This is a genomic window from Bradyrhizobium sp. STM 3557, assembly GCF_045571465.1.
In the GTDB taxonomy this organism is placed as follows: domain Bacteria; phylum Pseudomonadota; class Alphaproteobacteria; order Rhizobiales; family Xanthobacteraceae; genus Bradyrhizobium.
In genome coordinates, this window is record NZ_CP120697.1 from 914535 (window position 1) to 930940 (window position 16406).

General features: G+C 64.7%; 13 protein-coding genes. 12 read left to right on the top strand and 1 reads right to left on the bottom strand.

The genetic code is table 11. The features are described 5' to 3' along the window. Nucleotides 1-198: 198 nt before the first annotated feature. The 10 genes from P6U24_RS04160 (at nt 199) to P6U24_RS04205 (ending at nt 11490) form a co-directional block, all read left to right on the top strand. Nucleotides 199-1818 carry an ABC transporter substrate-binding protein gene (locus P6U24_RS04160; protein ID WP_407160771.1) on the top strand — a complete coding sequence of 540 codons (1620 nt, stop codon included), beginning with the start codon at nt 199-201 and terminating at the stop codon, nt 1816-1818. A 181-nt stretch (nt 1819-1999) separates the two neighbouring features. After that, a complete protein-coding gene (locus tag P6U24_RS04165; RefSeq protein WP_407157929.1) occupies nt 2000-2953 on the top strand; it encodes an ABC transporter permease in 954 nt (317 codons plus the stop codon). Nucleotides 2954-2956: 3 nt separating this feature from the next. After that, entirely contained in the window at nt 2957-3859 is a 903-nt protein-coding gene (locus P6U24_RS04170; protein ID WP_407157930.1) for an ABC transporter permease, read from the top strand. Further along, nucleotides 3856-4914: an ABC transporter ATP-binding protein gene (locus P6U24_RS04175; protein ID WP_407157931.1), complete on the top strand. Its 1059-nt coding sequence runs from the start codon at nt 3856-3858 to the stop codon at nt 4912-4914. Before P6U24_RS04170 ends, P6U24_RS04175 begins: the two co-directional genes overlap by 4 nt. A 28-nt stretch (nt 4915-4942) precedes the next feature. Beyond that, a complete protein-coding gene (locus tag P6U24_RS04180) occupies nt 4943-5140 on the top strand; it encodes a hypothetical protein (RefSeq protein WP_407157932.1) in 198 nt (65 codons plus the stop codon). Beyond that, nucleotides 5137-6549 carry an amidase gene (locus P6U24_RS04185; protein ID WP_407157933.1) on the top strand — a complete coding sequence of 471 codons (1413 nt, stop codon included), beginning with the start codon at nt 5137-5139 and terminating at the stop codon, nt 6547-6549. Before P6U24_RS04180 ends, P6U24_RS04185 begins: the two co-directional genes overlap by 4 nt. Nucleotides 6550-6799: 250 nt before the next feature. Then, complete coding sequence (locus P6U24_RS04190; RefSeq protein ID WP_407157934.1) at nt 6800-7783, top strand: ABC transporter ATP-binding protein; 984 nt, start codon at nt 6800-6802, stop codon at nt 7781-7783. 122 nt (nt 7784-7905) lie between these two features. After that, complete coding sequence (locus tag P6U24_RS04195; RefSeq protein ID WP_407157935.1) at nt 7906-8175, top strand: GlsB/YeaQ/YmgE family stress response membrane protein; 270 nt, start codon at nt 7906-7908, stop codon at nt 8173-8175. A 214-nt stretch (nt 8176-8389) separates the two neighbouring features. Beyond that, nucleotides 8390-10138, top strand: coding sequence for a type I secretion system permease/ATPase (locus tag P6U24_RS04200; protein ID WP_407157936.1), 1749 nt, complete (start codon nt 8390-8392; stop codon nt 10136-10138). Nucleotides 10139-10146: 8 nt separating this feature from the next. After that, on the top strand, nt 10147-11490 hold the full coding sequence (locus P6U24_RS04205; RefSeq protein ID WP_407157937.1) for an HlyD family type I secretion periplasmic adaptor subunit: 1344 nt from the start codon (nt 10147-10149) through the stop codon (nt 11488-11490). Nucleotides 11491-11659: 169 nt separating this feature from the next. Here P6U24_RS04205 and P6U24_RS04210 read toward each other — a convergent pair whose 3' ends face one another. After that, on the bottom strand, nt 11660-11866 hold the full coding sequence (locus P6U24_RS04210; RefSeq protein WP_407157938.1) for a DUF3551 domain-containing protein: 207 nt from the start codon (nt 11864-11866) through the stop codon (nt 11660-11662). Between the two features lie 357 nt (nt 11867-12223). Between P6U24_RS04210 and P6U24_RS04215 the strand changes: the two genes are divergently transcribed. Continuing rightward, nucleotides 12224-13327 (top strand): efflux RND transporter periplasmic adaptor subunit, encoded by a 1104-nt coding sequence (locus P6U24_RS04215; RefSeq protein ID WP_407160772.1) that lies wholly within the window; start codon nt 12224-12226, stop codon nt 13325-13327. Further along, complete coding sequence (locus tag P6U24_RS04220; protein ID WP_407157939.1) at nt 13324-16389, top strand: efflux RND transporter permease subunit; 3066 nt, start codon at nt 13324-13326, stop codon at nt 16387-16389. Before P6U24_RS04215 ends, P6U24_RS04220 begins: the two co-directional genes overlap by 4 nt. The last annotated feature ends 17 nt before the right edge of the window (nt 16390-16406 follow it).

Consider the following 16406-nt stretch of genomic DNA (forward strand, 5'->3'; position numbering starts at 1 on the left):
CAAAAATCATCGAGGCTCGATGGCGAGATCGTTTGAATACAAACGGTTGTGATGAAAGGCCGCAGGCCCGGCGCCATTCGCCTGCTTGGCACAGCCGTTGCATACACCGTGCTCAAGAATTAGCCAGCTTGGAGACTTGATATCGTGCGTTTGAGTGTTGTGAAGCCGACGAGGGGCCGTGCGGCGTTTGCGGCCGCAATGATGGTTGGCGTCTCGATCGTTGTTGCATTGCCAGCAACGGCGAGCGCCGAAAGCGTGCTGCGCATCGGCATGACTGCGGCGGATATTCCACGCACGCTCGGCCAGCCCGACCAGGGCTATGAGGGCAATCGCTTCACCGGCGTCACGATGTATGACGCGCTGACCCAGTTCGATCTGTCGTCCGAGGACAAGGCCAGCGGAATCATTCCTGACCTCGCCACCGAGTGGAAGGTCAATGACGACGACAAAACAAAATGGATCTTCAAGCTGCGTTCCGGCGTCACCTTCCATGACGGCTCGTCATTCAATGCCGACGCCGTGGTGTGGAACGTCGAGAAGGTCTTGAAGCAGGATGCGCCGCAATTCGATCCGAGTCAGGTCGGCGTCACGGCCTCGCGCATGCCGACCTTGGCGTCCGCGCGCAAGATAGACGATCTCACGGTCGAGCTGACCACCAAGGAGCCGGACAGCTTCCTGCCGATCAACCTCGCCAATCTGTTCATGGCAAGCCCGACCAAGTGGCAGAAGTTCTACGATGCCGCGAGCGGCGAGGGGAAGGCGAAAACGCAGGCCGCATGGGACGCCTTTGCCAAGGATGCCTCGGGCACCGGTCCGTGGAAGATGGCGAGCTTCACGCCGCGCGAGCGTCTGGAGCTCGTGAAGAACGACGAGTACTGGGACAAGGCGCGCATTCCCAAGACCGACAGGATGGTGCTGCTGCCAATGCCGGAGGCCAATGCGCGCACTGCGGCGCTGTTGTCCGGTCAGGTCAATTGGGTCGAGGCGCCGGCGCCCGATGCGTTGCCTGAGATCAAGCAGCGCGGCTTCAAGGTCTATGCCAACGAGCAGCCGCATGTCTGGCCGTGGCAGTTCTCGCGCGTCGAGGGCTCGCCCTGGAACGACATCCGCGTCCGCAAGGCCGCCAATCTCTGCGTCGACCGCGAGGGCATGAAGGAGGGCCTGCTCGCGGGCCTGATGGTGCCGGCGACGGGCACCTTCGAGCCCGGCCATCCCTGGCGCGGCAATCCGACCTTCCAGATCAAATACGATCTGGCGGCCGGACAGAAGCTGATGCAGGAGGCCGGCTACGGCCCGAGCAAGCATCTTGCCGTGAAGGTGCAGACGTCCGCCTCGGGCTCGGGCCAGATGCAGCCGGTGCCGATGAACGAATATCTGCAGCAGGCACTCGCCGAGTGTTACTTCGATGTGCAGATCGACGTCATCGAATGGAATACGCTGTTCACCAATTGGCGCCGCGGCGCCAAGGACCCGACTGCCAATGGCGCGAGCGCGATCAACGTCACCTATGCGGCGATGGACCCGTTCTTCGCGCTGGTGCGCTTCTTTCACTCGTCGATGGCGCCGCCGGTCTCCAACAATTGGGGCTTCATCAACGATCCAAGGTTCGACGAGCTGGTGAAGAAGGCGCGCCAGACCTTCGATCCGGCTGCGCGCGACAAGGCGCTGGCGGAATTGCATGCGGCCTCGGTGGACGATGCGGACTTCCTCTACGTCGCGCACGATGTCGGCCCGCGCGCATTGAGCCCGAATGTCAAGGGGCTGGTGCAGCCGAAGAGCTGGCTGGTGAACTTCTCGTCCGTCACGGTCGAGCCGTGAATGACTAACGCTCGCCGCGCGCACCGCTGCGTTCCCTCCCCCCTTGCGGGGGAGGGTTAGGGAGGGGGTACTCCAAGCGATACTGCTGCTGTGGACCCCCACCCCCGGCCCCTCCCCGCAAGGGGGAGGGGAGCTGAGGCACCTTCTCCCACAAGGGGAGAAGAGAGAAGCAAGGTGACCAGTGCTCTCATACGTGACCAGGCGAACCGTCTATGCGATCCCGATCATTCTCGGGGTGGCGCTGGTCTGCTTCATGCTCGTCCATATCACGCCTGGCGATCCGCTGGTCGCCGTGCTGCCGGCCGACGCGTCGCAAGAGCTCGCTAACCAGCTGCGCGCCGCCTACGGCTTCGATCGTCCGTTGCCGGTGCAGTTCGGGCTGTGGCTGTGGCGCGCCCTGCATGGCGATCTCGGCAGCTCGATCGCAACCGGACGCCCCGTGCTCGGCGAGGTCATGCGTGCGGTCTCGAACACGGTGATGCTGGCGATCGCCGCCGCCATGATCAGCTTTGCGCTCGGCCTGTTCTTCGGCCTCGTCGCCGGCTACTTCCGCGACAGCTGGATCGACAAGCTTGCGACCTCGATCGCGATATCCGGCGTGTCGCTGCCGCATTACTGGCTTGGCATGGTGCTGGTCATCATCTTCTCAGTCGAGCTGAACTGGCTTCCCGCGGTCGGCGCAGGACCGTCCGGCTCCGGCGCCTGGGAGTGGGACTGGGCGCATCTGCGCTTCCTGGTACTGCCCGCGATCACCACCTCCGTCATCCCGATGGGCATCATCACGCGCACGGTGCGCGCGCTGACCGGCGACATCCTGAACCAGGATTTCGTCGAGGCGCTGCGCGCCAAGGGGCTGCGCGAGACTCAGGTGTTTCGGCACGTGCTGAAGAATGCCGCGCCCACCGCGCTTGCGGTGATGGGTCTGCAGCTCGGCTATATGCTCGGCGGCTCGATCCTGATCGAGACCGTGTTCTCCTGGCCGGGCTCGGGCCTTCTGCTCAACTCGGCGATCTTCCAGCGCGACCTGCCGCTCTTGCAGGGCACGATCCTGGTGCTGGCGATGTTCTTCGTCATTCTGAATCTGCTGGTCGACATCGCGCAGGCCGCGATCGATCCGCGCATCAAGCGGGGCTAGCCGATGAGCATCACTCCCGCACAGATATTGCCAGACGCCGCGCTGCAGGCCGCGCCGACCGCCAAGGCGCGCGGCTATTGGGCAACCGTTGGTCGCCGCATTGTCCGCGATAAGATCAGCATGGTCTGCGTCGCGATCCTGCTCGCGATCGTCCTTTCCGCGCTGCTGGCGCCGTGGCTTCATCTGGCCGATCCCTATCAGGGCTCGATGATCCGCCGCCTGCGCCATATCGGCACGCCGGGTTATCTGCTCGGCACCGACGAACTCGGACGCGATATGCTGGCGCGGCTGATCTATGGCGGCCGGCTGTCGCTGCTGATCGGCATCTCGCCCGTGATCCTGGCCTTTTGCATTGGCACCATGCTCGGCCTCGTCGCCGGCTATGTCGGCGGCTGGGTCAACACCGCGATCATGCGCACCATCGACGTGTTCTACGCCTTCCCGTCGGTGCTGCTGGCGATCGCGATATCCGGCGCGCTCGGCGCCGGGATCACCAACTCCATCGTCTCGCTGACGATCGTGTTCGTGCCGCAGATCGCGCGCGTCGCCGAGAGCGTCACCACGGGCGTGCGCAACCGCGACTTCGTCGAAGCCGCACGCGCCTCCGGCGCCTCGCCCTCCACCATCATGCGCGTGCACATGCTCGGCAACGTGCTGGGTCCGATCTTCGTCTATGCCACCGGCCTGATCTCGGTGTCGATGATCCTCGCGGCCGGCTTGTCGTTTCTCGGCCTCGGCACCAAGCCGCCGGAGCCGGAATGGGGGCTGATGCTGAACACCTTGCGCACCGCGATCTATGTCAATCCCTGGGTCGCGGCGTTGCCCGGCGTGATGATCTTCGCAGTCTCGATCTGTTTCAACCTGCTCAGCGACGGCCTGCGCAGCGCCATGGATATTCGCTCATGAGCGAGACGGACGTGATGAGCAACCGGCTGGAGCCGATCGAGGATCGCGGCGGCAAGGCGCAGCCGCTGCTGCAGGTGAACGGTCTGACCAAGCACTTCCCGGTGCGCGGCGGCTGGTTCGGCGCGCGCAAGACCGTGCGTGCGGTGGACGACGTGTCGTTTGCGATTGGCAAGGGCGAGACGGTCGGCATCGTCGGCGAGTCCGGCTGCGGCAAGTCGACGACCGCGCGGCTGCTGATGCAACTGATGGACTGCGATGCCGGCGAGCTGATCTTCGACGGCATGCAGGTCGGCCATGAGATGAGCCTGCGTGAGCTGCGGCGCGGCATGCAGATGGTGTTCCAGGATTCCTACGCCTCGCTCAATCCGCGGCTGACCATCGAGGAGTCGATCGCGTTCGGACCGAAGGTTCACGGCATGGCGGATGGCGCGGCGCGTACGCTGGCGCGCGACCTGCTTGGCAAGGTCGGTCTGCGCCCCGAGATTTTCGCGAGCCGCTATCCGCACGAGATTTCCGGCGGCCAGCGCCAGCGCGTCAACATCGCGCGTGCGCTGGCCCTGTCGCCGCGCCTCGTGATCCTGGATGAGGCGGTCTCGGCGCTCGACAAATCGGTCGAGGCGCAGGTGCTCAACCTGCTCACCGACCTGAAGCGCGAATTCGGCCTCACCTATCTGTTCATCAGCCACGATCTCAACGTCGTGCACTACATCTCCGACCGCGTGCTGGTGATGTATCTCGGCGAGGTCGTGGAGCTCGGCCCGGTGGAGCAGGTCTGGGCGAGGCCAGCGCATCCCTATACGCGCGCGCTGCTGGCCGCGATGCCGTCGTTGGACCCGGACAAGCGAACCGAGGTGCCGCCCATCTCCGGCGATCCGCCCAATCCGATCGATCCGCCGCCGGGCTGCCGGTTTCATACCCGTTGCCCGTTCGCGGAGCCGCTCTGCGCAAATAGCGCACCAAAGCTGACAGCGCTCGATAATATGGGCCGTCAGGCCGCGTGCCACATGGCGATGACGGGATCGGGACACAGCCGCGCTCCGGCAACTGCTGCTTGATGGCAATCGCACAAGGGCGAGAGATCGAATGACCAAACCGACACCCCAGAATGTGAGCGCGATGGCGGAGGCCGCAGGCGTCCCCGTCGACAAGGACACGGCGACGCGGATCGCGAGCTCGATCGGACCGGCGCTGGAGGGCTTTGCGCCGATCGCCGGCACCCTGCCGTTCGATCTGGAGCCGGCGAGCTACGTCGTTGTGCAGCATCTGACGGTGGCGCGATGAGTGCAGAGCCCGCATTGATGACGCTGACCGAGGTCGCCAAGGCGATCGCGGAGAAGAAGCTGTCCTCGCACGAGGTGACGCGCTCCTGTTTGCACCGCATCGCACAGTGGCAGCCGCACCTCAACGCCTTCATGGCGATCGAGTCCGAGCCGGCGCTGAAGGCAGCGGCCGAGGCCGACGCGGAGCTCGCCAAGGGCAACGTCAAGGGCCCGCTGCATGGCGTGCCGCTCGCGCACAAGGACATGTATTACGATGCCGGTCACATCTCGACCTGCGGCTCGCTGATCCGGCGCGATTTCGTCGCGACGTCAACGTCGACGGCGCTGCAGCGGCTGAAGGATGCCGGCGCGATCCGGCTCGGCACGCTGCAGATGGCGGAGTTCGCCTATGGGCCGACCGGGCACAACGCGCATTACGGCCCGGTGCACAATCCCTGGAAGCTCGGTTACGTCACCGGCGGCTCGTCGTCGGGCTCCGGCTCGGCGGTGGCCGCGCGGCTGACCTTCGCCGCGCTCGGCTCCGACACCGGCGGCTCGATCCGCATGCCCGCGCATTTCTGCGGCGTCACCGGGCTGAAGGTGACCTGGGGCCGCGTCAGCCGCGCCGGCGCGATGCCGTTGTCGCAATCGCTCGACACGGTCGGTCCGCTGGCGCAGACGGCGGAGGATTGCGCGCTGCTGCTCGGTTTGATGGCCGGCCCCGATCCGGAGGATCCGACTGCGAGCACGGCGCCGGTGCAGGATTATCTCGCCGCGACCCAGGCCTCGCTCAAGGGCCTGAAGATCGGCGTGCCGAAGTCGTTCTATGTGGATGATCTCGACGCCGATGTCGCGAAGGCGCTCGAGGCCACGATCGCGACATTGAAGACCGAAGGCGCGGATGTCGTGCAGGTCGAGCTGCCCGACCAGCGCCAGCTCTCTTCGGCATCCCAGATCGTGCTCGCGGTCGAAGCCGCGGCGTTCCACAAGCGCTGGCTGATCGAGCGGCCGCAGGATTACGGCCCGCAAGTGTTGATGCGGCTGCAGAATGCGCTGGCGGTGTCGGGCGTGACCTATCTGGAGGCGATGCGCTGGCGCGGAGCGGCGCTCGCCGCGCATATCGCAGCGACCTCCGGCGTTGATGCTGTCATTGCGCCGGTGTCGCCGATTGTGGCCCCGTCGATCGCCGAGAGCGACGTTGGCGGCGGCCCGGGTGCCGAGGCGGTGATCCAGCGCCTGACGCGCTTCACCCGCCCGATCAACTATCTCGGCCTGCCGTCACTGGCGATCCCCTCCGGCTTCTCGGCGTCGGGCCTGCCGATCGCCATGCAGCTGGTCGGCCGCTCCTTCGACGAAGCGACGGTGCTGACCATCGGCGCCGCGTTCCAACGCGCCACCGACTTTCACGCCAGGGTACCGAAATTGCCATGAGTGCGAAGGTCGGGCGATCGCTGTCATCCAGCTATGGAGTCGGTGCTCTTACGGCACGGGCAGTAAGCTCCCTCTCCCCGTTCTTATGGGGAGAGGGGCAGACGCTTGCGCGATGCGAGCCGTTAGACCTCTACCCCGTCACCCTGCCATCCGACCTCTCCCCGCAAGCGGGGCGAGGTGAAGACGGAGTTCGCCGTTCCAGCGGGGCCAATCCAGCCGCGCCATTCCTCTGCCAAGCGATGGCCGTGCCATGACGAACCTCGTTGAGATCAAGGACCTCACCATCCGCTTCACTGGCGAGCGCACGGTTCACGCCGTGAACGATGTCAGCCTGTCGCTCGGCGACGGCGAGGTGCTGGGCCTGCTCGGCGAATCCGGTTCCGGCAAGAGCGTGACCATGCGCGCGTTAATGCGGCTATTGCCGAAGAAGCGCACCCAGATCACGGGCAGCGTCGAGGTGATGGGGCGCGACGTGCTTGCGCTCACCGATGAGGAGCTGTCGGCGTTCCGCGGCCGGACCGTCTCGATGATCTTCCAGGAGCCGGGGCTGGCGCTCGACCCGGTCTACACCATCGGCAAGCAGATCGCCGAAACCGTGATGCGGCATGAAGGCAAGAGCTACGCGCAAGGCCGCGCGCGGGCGCTCGAGATGCTCGAGGTCGTGCGCATTCCCTCCGCCAATCGGCGGCTCGATTCCTATCCGCATGAGATGTCCGGCGGCATGCGCCAGCGCGCCATGATCGCGCTGGCGCTGGCTTGCAAGCCGAAGATCTTGCTGGCGGACGAGCCGACCACCGCGCTCGATGCCACCGTGCAGATCCAGATCCTGCTGCTGCTGCGCGAGCTGCAGCGTGAGTTCGGCATGTCCGTGATCTTCGTGACCCATGACATCGGCGTCGCGACCGAGATCTGCGACCGCGTCGCGGTGATGTATGGCGGCGAGATCGTGGAGCAGGGTGCCTTGCGCGATATCGTGCGCAATCCGGTTCACCCCTATGCGCGTGGGCTGCTCGCCTCGACTATCCATGGCGCCAGCCGCGGTGAGCGGCTGCAGACCATTCCGGGCACGCCGCCCTCGCTCGACCAAACGCCGCGCGCCTGCGCCTTCGCGCCGCGCTGCAGCCTCGCCGAGATCGGCTGCAGCGAGGCCCGGCCGCCTAATGTCAGCCTTGGCCCCGGTCGCCTGGCCCGCTGCATCCTCGCAGAGCGGCTGGCAAGTGTTGCGGCCACGTAACGGTCGGCGGCAAAGCTGCGCGATTGGAGGCCCGGACGGTGCCCGATGGGTCGTCCCGATGGATCAGCCCCGCTATGCTGAGGCCGCGGCACCGGGAACCGCCGCCGGCAAGGACTTAAGTCATGTACATATCGAATGAAGGTCTGTTGGTCGTCCTGTTTGTCGGCCTGGTCGCGGGCTGGCTCGCCGGTAAGATCGTGCGCGGCGCCGGTTTTGGCCTGATCGGCGATATCGTCATCGGCATCCTTGGCGCCCTGATCGCGAGCCTGCTGTTCCCCAAGCTCGGCATTCATCTCGGCCGCGGGCTGGTGTCGGAAATCGTCTATTCGGCGCTGGGCGCCGTCATTCTGCTCTTGGTCATCGGACTGCTCCGGGGGCGCGGCCGGTTCTAGCTGTCCGGCCTGGCAGGCGATTGGCGCGTTTTTGGGCTCTCTCAGTATTTCGAACATTTTCCGGCGTGCTCCGACTAATGAGGAGCGCCGGTTTAGGTTAATGCCGCGGAGGTTGGACGGTCGCGCCGAGAATAGGGTATAAGTCGGCCACTGACCGCCGAATCCTGCGTTCCATTGCCCGGCGGCGTGCATCTTATTTGAAGAGATCGGATGGATGGCGGCCGCACCTGGCGCGAAGCGTTCTGAGCTGAGTGAGGCATTACGGGGCTGTCGCAGCGCCTTTCTCGGCGTCGGCGTGATGAGCTGCATCATCAATCTGCTCTATCTCACCGGCTCGATCTTCATGCTCGAGGTCTATGACCGCGTGCTGCCGAGCCGCAGCGTCCCGACCCTGGTCGGCCTCGTGATTCTGGCGGCCGGCCTCTATCTGGCCCAAGGCGTGCTCGATCTGATCCGCAGCCGCATCCTGGGGCGGATCGGAACCGCGCTGGACGAGAGCCTGAATGCGCGCGTGTTCGATACCATCGTCCGCCTGCCGCTCACGACAGCGGGGCGCAATGAGGGGCTGCAGCCCTTGCGGGACCTCGACAACGTCAGAGCGTTCCTCGGCAGCCAGGGGCCGAGCGCGTTCTTCGATCTGCCCTGGCTGCCGCTGTACCTGGCGATCTGCTTCGCCTTTCATGTGCTGATCGGCGTCACCGCGCTCGCCGGTGCAATGATCCTGGTGGCCCTGACGCTCGTCACGGAGTACATGACCCGGCAGCCCGCCAAGGAAGCGCTCGACCTCGCCGCGCGCCGCAACGATCTGGCGCAGGCCAGCCGCCGCAACGCGGAGGTGCTGGTCGCGATGGGCATGGCGGGCCGGCTGCAGCAGCGCTGGAACGACACCAACGAGCGCTATCTCCAAGGCAACCAGCGCGCCAGCGACGTCTCGGGCGGCCTGGGTGCGATCGCCAAGGTGCTGCGCATGATGCTGCAATCCGCGGTGCTCGCGATCGGCGCCATGCTGGTCATCCGCCAGGAGGCGACCGCCGGCATCATCATCGCGTCTTCGATCCTCAGCGCGCGGGCGCTGGCGCCGGTCGATCTCGCGATCGCGCATTGGAAGGGCTTCGTTGCTGCGCGGCAAAGCTGGCGCCGGCTCAATCAGCTCATGGAGCGGATGCCGGTGCGGCCCGCGCCGACGCTGCTGCAGCCACCATCGAGTCAGTTGTCGGTCGAGTCGATCAGCATCGTTGCGCCCGGCGACCAGCGCATCATCGTGCAGGACGCGACCTTCGCGCTCACAGCGGGCCAGGGGCTCGGTGTGATCGGGCCGAGCGCGTCGGGCAAATCTTCGCTGATCCGGGCGCTGGTAGGGGTCTGGCAGCCGGTGCGCGGCAAGGTCCGGCTCGATGGCGCCGCGCTCGACCAGTGGCAGTCCGACGAGCTCGGTCGCCACATCGGCTATTTGCCGCAGGATGTCGAGCTGTTCGCGGGGACGGTGGCGCAGAACATTGCGCGCTTCGATCCGGACGCCAATGCCGATGCGATTATCGCCGCCGCCAAGGAGGCTGGCGTGCACGATATGATCATCAAGATGCGCGACGGCTACAACACGCAGGTGGGTGATCAGGGCGCCGCGCTGTCGGCAGGTCAGGCCCAGCGCGTGGCGCTGGCCCGCGCGCTCTACGGCAATCCGTTCCTGATCGTGCTCGATGAGCCGAACTCCAATCTCGACACCGAGGGCGATGAGGCGCTGTCGCGGGCGGTGCGCTCGGCGCGGGCGCGCGGCGCCATCGTGGTCGTGGTGGCGCACCGGCCGATCGGCATCGAGGCGGTCGATCAGGTGCTGGTCATGAAGGACGGCCGCATGCAGGCTTTCGGGCCGAAGGAGACCGTGCTGGCGCAGGTGCTGCAGCCGCGGGTGGCGACACCGGCGCCGATCAAGATCGTCTCTGAGTCCGGAGTGGCCAAGCCATGATCCACGCCATGAGCAGCAGCCAGGCCACGGCGGCTCCGGCCCTGGTCGGTGGCCGGACGCCGGGCGTGCGCCGCTCGATCCGGCTGCATCTGATCGTAGGCCTGTCCGTGGTCGGCGTGCTGGCCGGGGGACTCGGCGGCTGGGCGGCCACGCAGGAGATCTCCGGGGCGCTGATCGCGCCCGGGCAGATCGTGGTCGAATCCAGCGTGAAGAAGGTGCAGCATCCGACCGGCGGCGTCGTCGGCGAGCTGCGCGCCCGCGACGGCGACGTGGTCAAGGCCGGCGACATCGTGGTGCGGCTCGACGACACCGTGACCAAGGCGAGCCTCGCGATCGTCACCAAGAACCTCGATGCGCTGTGGGCGCGCGCCGCGCGGCTCGAGGCCGAGCAGCGCGGGCTCGATAGAATCAGCTTTCCGCCGCAGCTCACCGCCCGTGCCAACGATCCGGACGTGAAGGTCCTGATGGCCAGCGAGTCCAAGCTGTTCGACGTGCGCGTCAACGGCCGCACCGGGCAGAAAGCGCAGCTTCGCGAGCGCATCACCCAGCTCTCCGAAGAGGTCGAGGGCATGTCGGCCCAGGTCAAGGCCAAGGACCAGGAGATCGCGCTGGTGCAGAAGGAGCTCGACGGCGTGCGTCAGCTCTACGAGCAGCATTTGATACAGATATCGCGCTTGACGACGCTGGAGCGCGACGCGGCGCGCCTCAATGGCGAGCGTGCGCAGTACATCGCCTCGCGAGCGCAGGCCAAGGGCAAGATCACCGAGACCGAGCTGCAGATCATCCAGGTCGACAAGGACGTGGTCAGCGAGGTCTCGAAGGACCTTCGCGAGACCAATGACAAGATCGGCGAATTCGTCGAGCGCAAGATCACGGCCGAGGACCAGCTTCGCCGCGTCGACATCCGCGCGCCGCAGGACGGCATGGTGCTGCAATCCTCGGTGCATACGGTCGGCGGCGTCATCACGGCCGGCGACACCATCATGCTGATCGTGCCGCAGACCGACGATCTGCAGGTCGAGGCCAAGGTCAATCCGCAGGACATCGACAAGCTGCAGGTCGGGCAGAAGACGCTGCTGCGACTGTCGGCCTTCAACCAGCGCACCACGCCGGAGCTGAACGGCGTGGTCAGTCGCGTCTCGCCCGACGTTACCACCGACCAGCGCACCGGCCAGAGCTACTACACGATCCGCGTCTCGATGCCGCCGGAGGAGATCGCCCGTCTCGGTGAGGCCAAGCTGATCCCCGGCATGCCGGTCGAAGCCTTCGTGCAGACCGGCGACCGCACCGTGCTCTCCTACCTGATGAAGCCGCTCAACGACCAGCTCATGCGCGCTTTCCGGGAGAAGTAAACCCATCCCGCCGTCATTGCGAGCGAAGCAATCCAGAATCTTCGCGCAATTCTGGATTGCTTCGGCGCTGTCGCGCATCGCAATGATGGCCAAGTTTATGACGGCGCCACTACGAGCAGCGGATCGTCTGGCCTCGTCCTGGGTGGGACCTCGCGACCCTGCTGCGCAACTAGCGCGACGCCTGCCGCCGAGGGAAGCACGATCCGCCTCTTCCGCTCCTGGACGCGCGGCACTGCTCCTCGCTGGAATACCTGCAGCTCGTGGAGCCCTTGAACTTGGAGCACCATTGATTCCCCTCGGCCTGCGTCGGCGATGCAAGGGGCGCGATCGCCAGCGTTCCGAGGAGTGCGGCTGCAACTAAGATCAACTTTCGCATTTGAAATCCTCCTGATCCCGCGGCTCGTCGGCAGATTCGAACGTTCTTGGATCAACGACGCCGATCCGACGAAGCACAAAGCAGCGCGCGGCGGCATTGCCGCGCGCCATTGCTTCCACCTGAGGATCGAATGATGTGTCGTCAGCGGAGCCGGCGATATCGGGTGATTGCCCTGATCAGGTCTCAGGAATCTCCCAAGGCACACGACACGGCACACTAAGAATTACATCCGGCCGTACCGGTAGATTTACCTATGTTGATGTTGGAGCCCTTCGGCAAAAATGCCGACCGCGGTGCCGGGACCTGGAAACGTCGATCTGCCCCGGCAATATGCTCGGAATGGAAGTACTAATGCCTATGCGCGGCAGCCGATGCACGTTCCGATGCTTCGTCGCATCGACCTTTATGGCGGCATTCTCGCTGACGCTCGCAGCGTGCGAGAGAGAAACGGCGGCAAACGCTACGCCCGCGCCGCGAATAGTGCGCACGTCGATCGTGGAAAAGCGCAAGATCACGACACCCCTGACTTTCTCCGGGCGGATCGAAGCCGAAGATGAAGTGAGCCTTGCATTCCGGATATCCGGGCGGCTGTTGAACAACGATGCCAGGATCGGCGATCGGGTCGAAGCCGGTCAGGTGCTGGCGCGATTGGATTCCCGGAATGAACTGAATACGCTGCGGCAGGCGCAAGCATCTCTAGCCGCGGCCCAGGGGCAGTTGACGCAGGCGCGCAATCACTTCGACCGTCAGGAGACTCTGTTGGCGCAGGGCTGGACAACGCGCGCCAATTTCGACGCCGCGACGCAGGCCCGGCAAACAGCGCAATCGCAGGTCGATGCGGCTGAAGCCCAACTGAGTGCCGCGCACGACCTCGTCGGCTTCACCGAACTGAAGGCCGATGCGCCCGGCGTGATAACTGCCACCGGTCCCGGAGCAGGTGAGGTGGTCCAGGTCGGTCAGATGATTGCGAGGATCGCGCGGCAGGACGGCCGTGATGCGGTGTTTGACGTCCCCTCCCAATTGGTCAGGTCTGCTTCGGCCGATCCGGAGGTCGAAGTCAGTTTGGCCGATGATCCCGCGACAAAAGCGAAAGGGCGGGTTCGCGAGGTTGCCGCGCAGGCCAATGCTGTTACTCGGACCTTCGAGGTGAGGGTCGGCCTGAGCGATCCTCCGCCGGCGATGCGGCTGGGCGCGACGGTCGTCGGGCGGTTGAGCACCAGTGCCGGGCCGATGATCGACATTCCGTCTTCGGCCCTGACCAGGATGAACCAGCGCCCCGCGGTATGGATCGTCGATCCCGCCAGCAATACGGTTTCGGTGCGCAATGTGGACGTGCTGAGGTTCGATGAAGCGCAGGCGGTGATCTCGCAGGGACTCGACGTCGGTGAGATCGTCGTCACCGCCGGCGTCCAGGCGCTTCATCCGGGTCAGAAGGTCCGCGTTCTCGGATTGGAGCAATGAGCGGGATCAATCTTTCCGATTGGGCGCTGAAACGCCGCTCGCTCGTCGTCTATATGATGATCATTGCGGTGGTTGCGGGCGCACTGTCCTATTTTCGCTTAGGACGCAACGAAGATCCTGCCTTCATCATCAAGACCATGGTCGTTCAGGCCGCTTGGCCCGGCGCCTCCGTGGAGGAGACGATGAAACAGGTGACGGAGCGTCTCGAACGTAGCTTGCAGGAAACGCCGCATCTCGACTTCCTGCGAAGTTTCACCAGAGCAGGTATCTCGACCGTTTTCGTGAACCTGAAGGGGAGTGCCAGCGCAAGGGACGTTGCCGACACCTGGTATCACGTACGCAAGTCGATTGGCGACATGCGTCATACGCTGCCCGCCGGCGTGATCGGACCGGGGTTCAACGACGAGTTCGGCGATACATTCGGGATCATCTACGGCTTCACCAGCGACGGGTTCGGTCAGCGTGAGCTGCGCGATCGGGTCGAGGATGTCCGCTCAAAGCTGCTTCTCGTGCCCGACGTGTCGAAGATCGAGCTGTTGGGCGAGCAGGATGAGGTGATCTTCGTCGAGTTCTCCACCAAGGAGCTCGCGGCTCTGGGAGTTGATCGGACAGCCCTGATCGCAGCGCTCCAGTCGCAGAACATCGTGCGTCCGGCGGGAACGTTACAGACCGGCTCGGAAACCATCTCGCTTCGGGTGTCAGGCAGCTTCCAGTCGGAGCAGGACATCGCCAACATCAATTTCTCGGCGGGCGGCCGCATGCTCCGCTTGAGCGATATTGCGCGTGTGCGGCGCGGTTACGTCGATCCGCCCCAACCAATGTTTCGTGTCAACGGTCACCCGGCAATAGGACTTGCAATCGCCATGCGCGATGGCGGGGATATTCTTGCGCTTGGCGCCAACATCAGAAAGGCAATGGCCGAGATCACGGCGGAGCTCCCGATCGGAATTGAGCCTAACCTGGTCGCGGACCAGCCTGTTGTGGTCGAGCACGCAATCCGGGAATTCATGGTCTCGCTGATGCAGGCGATCGCCATCATCATGGTGGTGAGCTTCATCAGCCTTGGCGTGAGGCCCGGCCTGATCATCGCCCTCGCCATTCCGCTCACGCTGGCGATCGTCTTTCCGATCATGGGGCTCTTCAGCATCGACATGCAGCGCATTTCCCTGGGGGCACTGATTATCGCGCTGGCGCTGATGGTCGACGATGCGATGACCACGATCGATGCGACGCTCACCAAATTGGCGCAAGGCGCCGGCAAGGTCGAGGCGGCAGCTTTCGCATACCGGACCCATGCGATGGCGATGCTCGCCGGCACCTTGGTGACGATTGCAGGCTTCATTCCGGTGGGTTTTGCGAAGAGCTCGGCTGGCGAATACACCTTCTCGCTTTTCGCCGTGGTCACGATCGCGCTGCTCGTGTCGTGGTTCGTAGCCGTCATTTTCACGCCGCTGATGGGCGCTGCCATCCTCGTTCCGCCCAAGCAAGGCAATTCGGCGAAGCCGGGCACGGTCTTCCTGACGTACCGGAGGTTTCTGACCTTCGCGATGCGGGCGAAATGGCTGACGATCGCGATCTCGGTCGCGCTCCTCGTCGCCTCGGTCTTTGCGATGCCGCTGATCCCGCGCCAGTTTTTTCCGTCGTCGGATCGTCCGGAACTGCTCGTGGATATCCGCCTGCCGCAGAACGCTTCGATCTACGCGAGCGAGGCTGTGGCCAAGCGGCTGGATGCGGCCCTCTCGGCCGATTCCGATGTGGCAAGATGGAGCACCTATGTCGGGCGCGGCGCCATTCGATTCTACTTACCCCTTAACGTCCAGCTCCCGAACGACTTCTTCACGCAGAGCGTGGTGACTGCGAAAGACGTTGCCGCGCGCGAACGCCTGCATTCCAAGCTCGAAAAACTGCTGGCGGAGGAATTCCCCAAAGCGATTGCGTTCGTGTCCCCGCTCGAGCTTGGACCGCCGGTCGGATGGCCGGTGCAATATCGCGTCAGCGGCCCCGACGTAGAACGGGTCCGGGAGATCGCGCTCAAGGTCGGACAGATCGTCAGCTCCAGTCCAAATACGAAGCAGGTCAATTTCGACTGGATGGAGCCTGACCGGCAAGTGCGCGTTCGTGTCGATCAGAATGAGGCGCGCCTGCTCGGCCTCAGCTCGCAGGCGATCGCAACCGTGCTGAACGCGGTTCTAACAGGTCTGCCCATAACCCAGGTCCGCGACGACATCTATTTGGTCAACGTGGTGGCGCGCGCGACCGACGAGCAGAGGGTTTCGCTGGACAGTCTGCGCAATCTGCCGGTGACGTTGCCGGGCGGGCAAACCGTCCCGCTCAGCCAGTTTGCATCCTTCGAATATGACCAGGAGTTCCCGCTTATCTGGAGGCGCGATCGCGTTCCGACCTTGACGGTCCAGGCTGCTGTCGTTGGTGACAACTTGCCGGAAAGCGTGGTTACGGCGCTGTCGCCAGCGATCGACAAGTTCAGAAGGACACTTCCGCCGTCGTACAGCGTGGTCGTCGGCGGAACAGTGGAGGAGAGTCAGAAGTCGCAGGCATCCGTCCTCGCCGTGGTACCCATGATGCTGCTCGTCATGTTCACGGTTCTCATGATGCATCTCCAAAGCTTTTCGAGACTGTTCATGGTCCTGAGCGTGGCGCCGTTCGGCCTGATCGGTGTCGTTGCCGCGCTGCTGCTTTCCGGCAGGCCGCTTGGCTTCGTCGCCATTCTCGGCGTGCTTGCGCTGCTCGGCATGATCAGCAAGAACGCAGTCATTTTGATCGGTCAGATCGACGCCGAACGCGCCTTGGGCAAGACGCCTCAGGAAGCGGCGGTGGACGCGAGCAGCTCTCGCTTCCGGCCGATCATGCTGACGGCCGTATCCACCGTTCTCGGCATGATCCCGATCGCGCCGACGGTGTTCTGGGGACCGATGGCCGTTGCAATCATGGGCGGCTTGTTGATCGCGACCGTTTTGACGCTGGTCTTCCTGCCGACATTGTACGTGGTCTGGTTCGAGGAGAAGGGACGAGTCGAATCCTCCGCTCCATCCGCGTCGGCATGAGTGCCGGTATTGCCGGC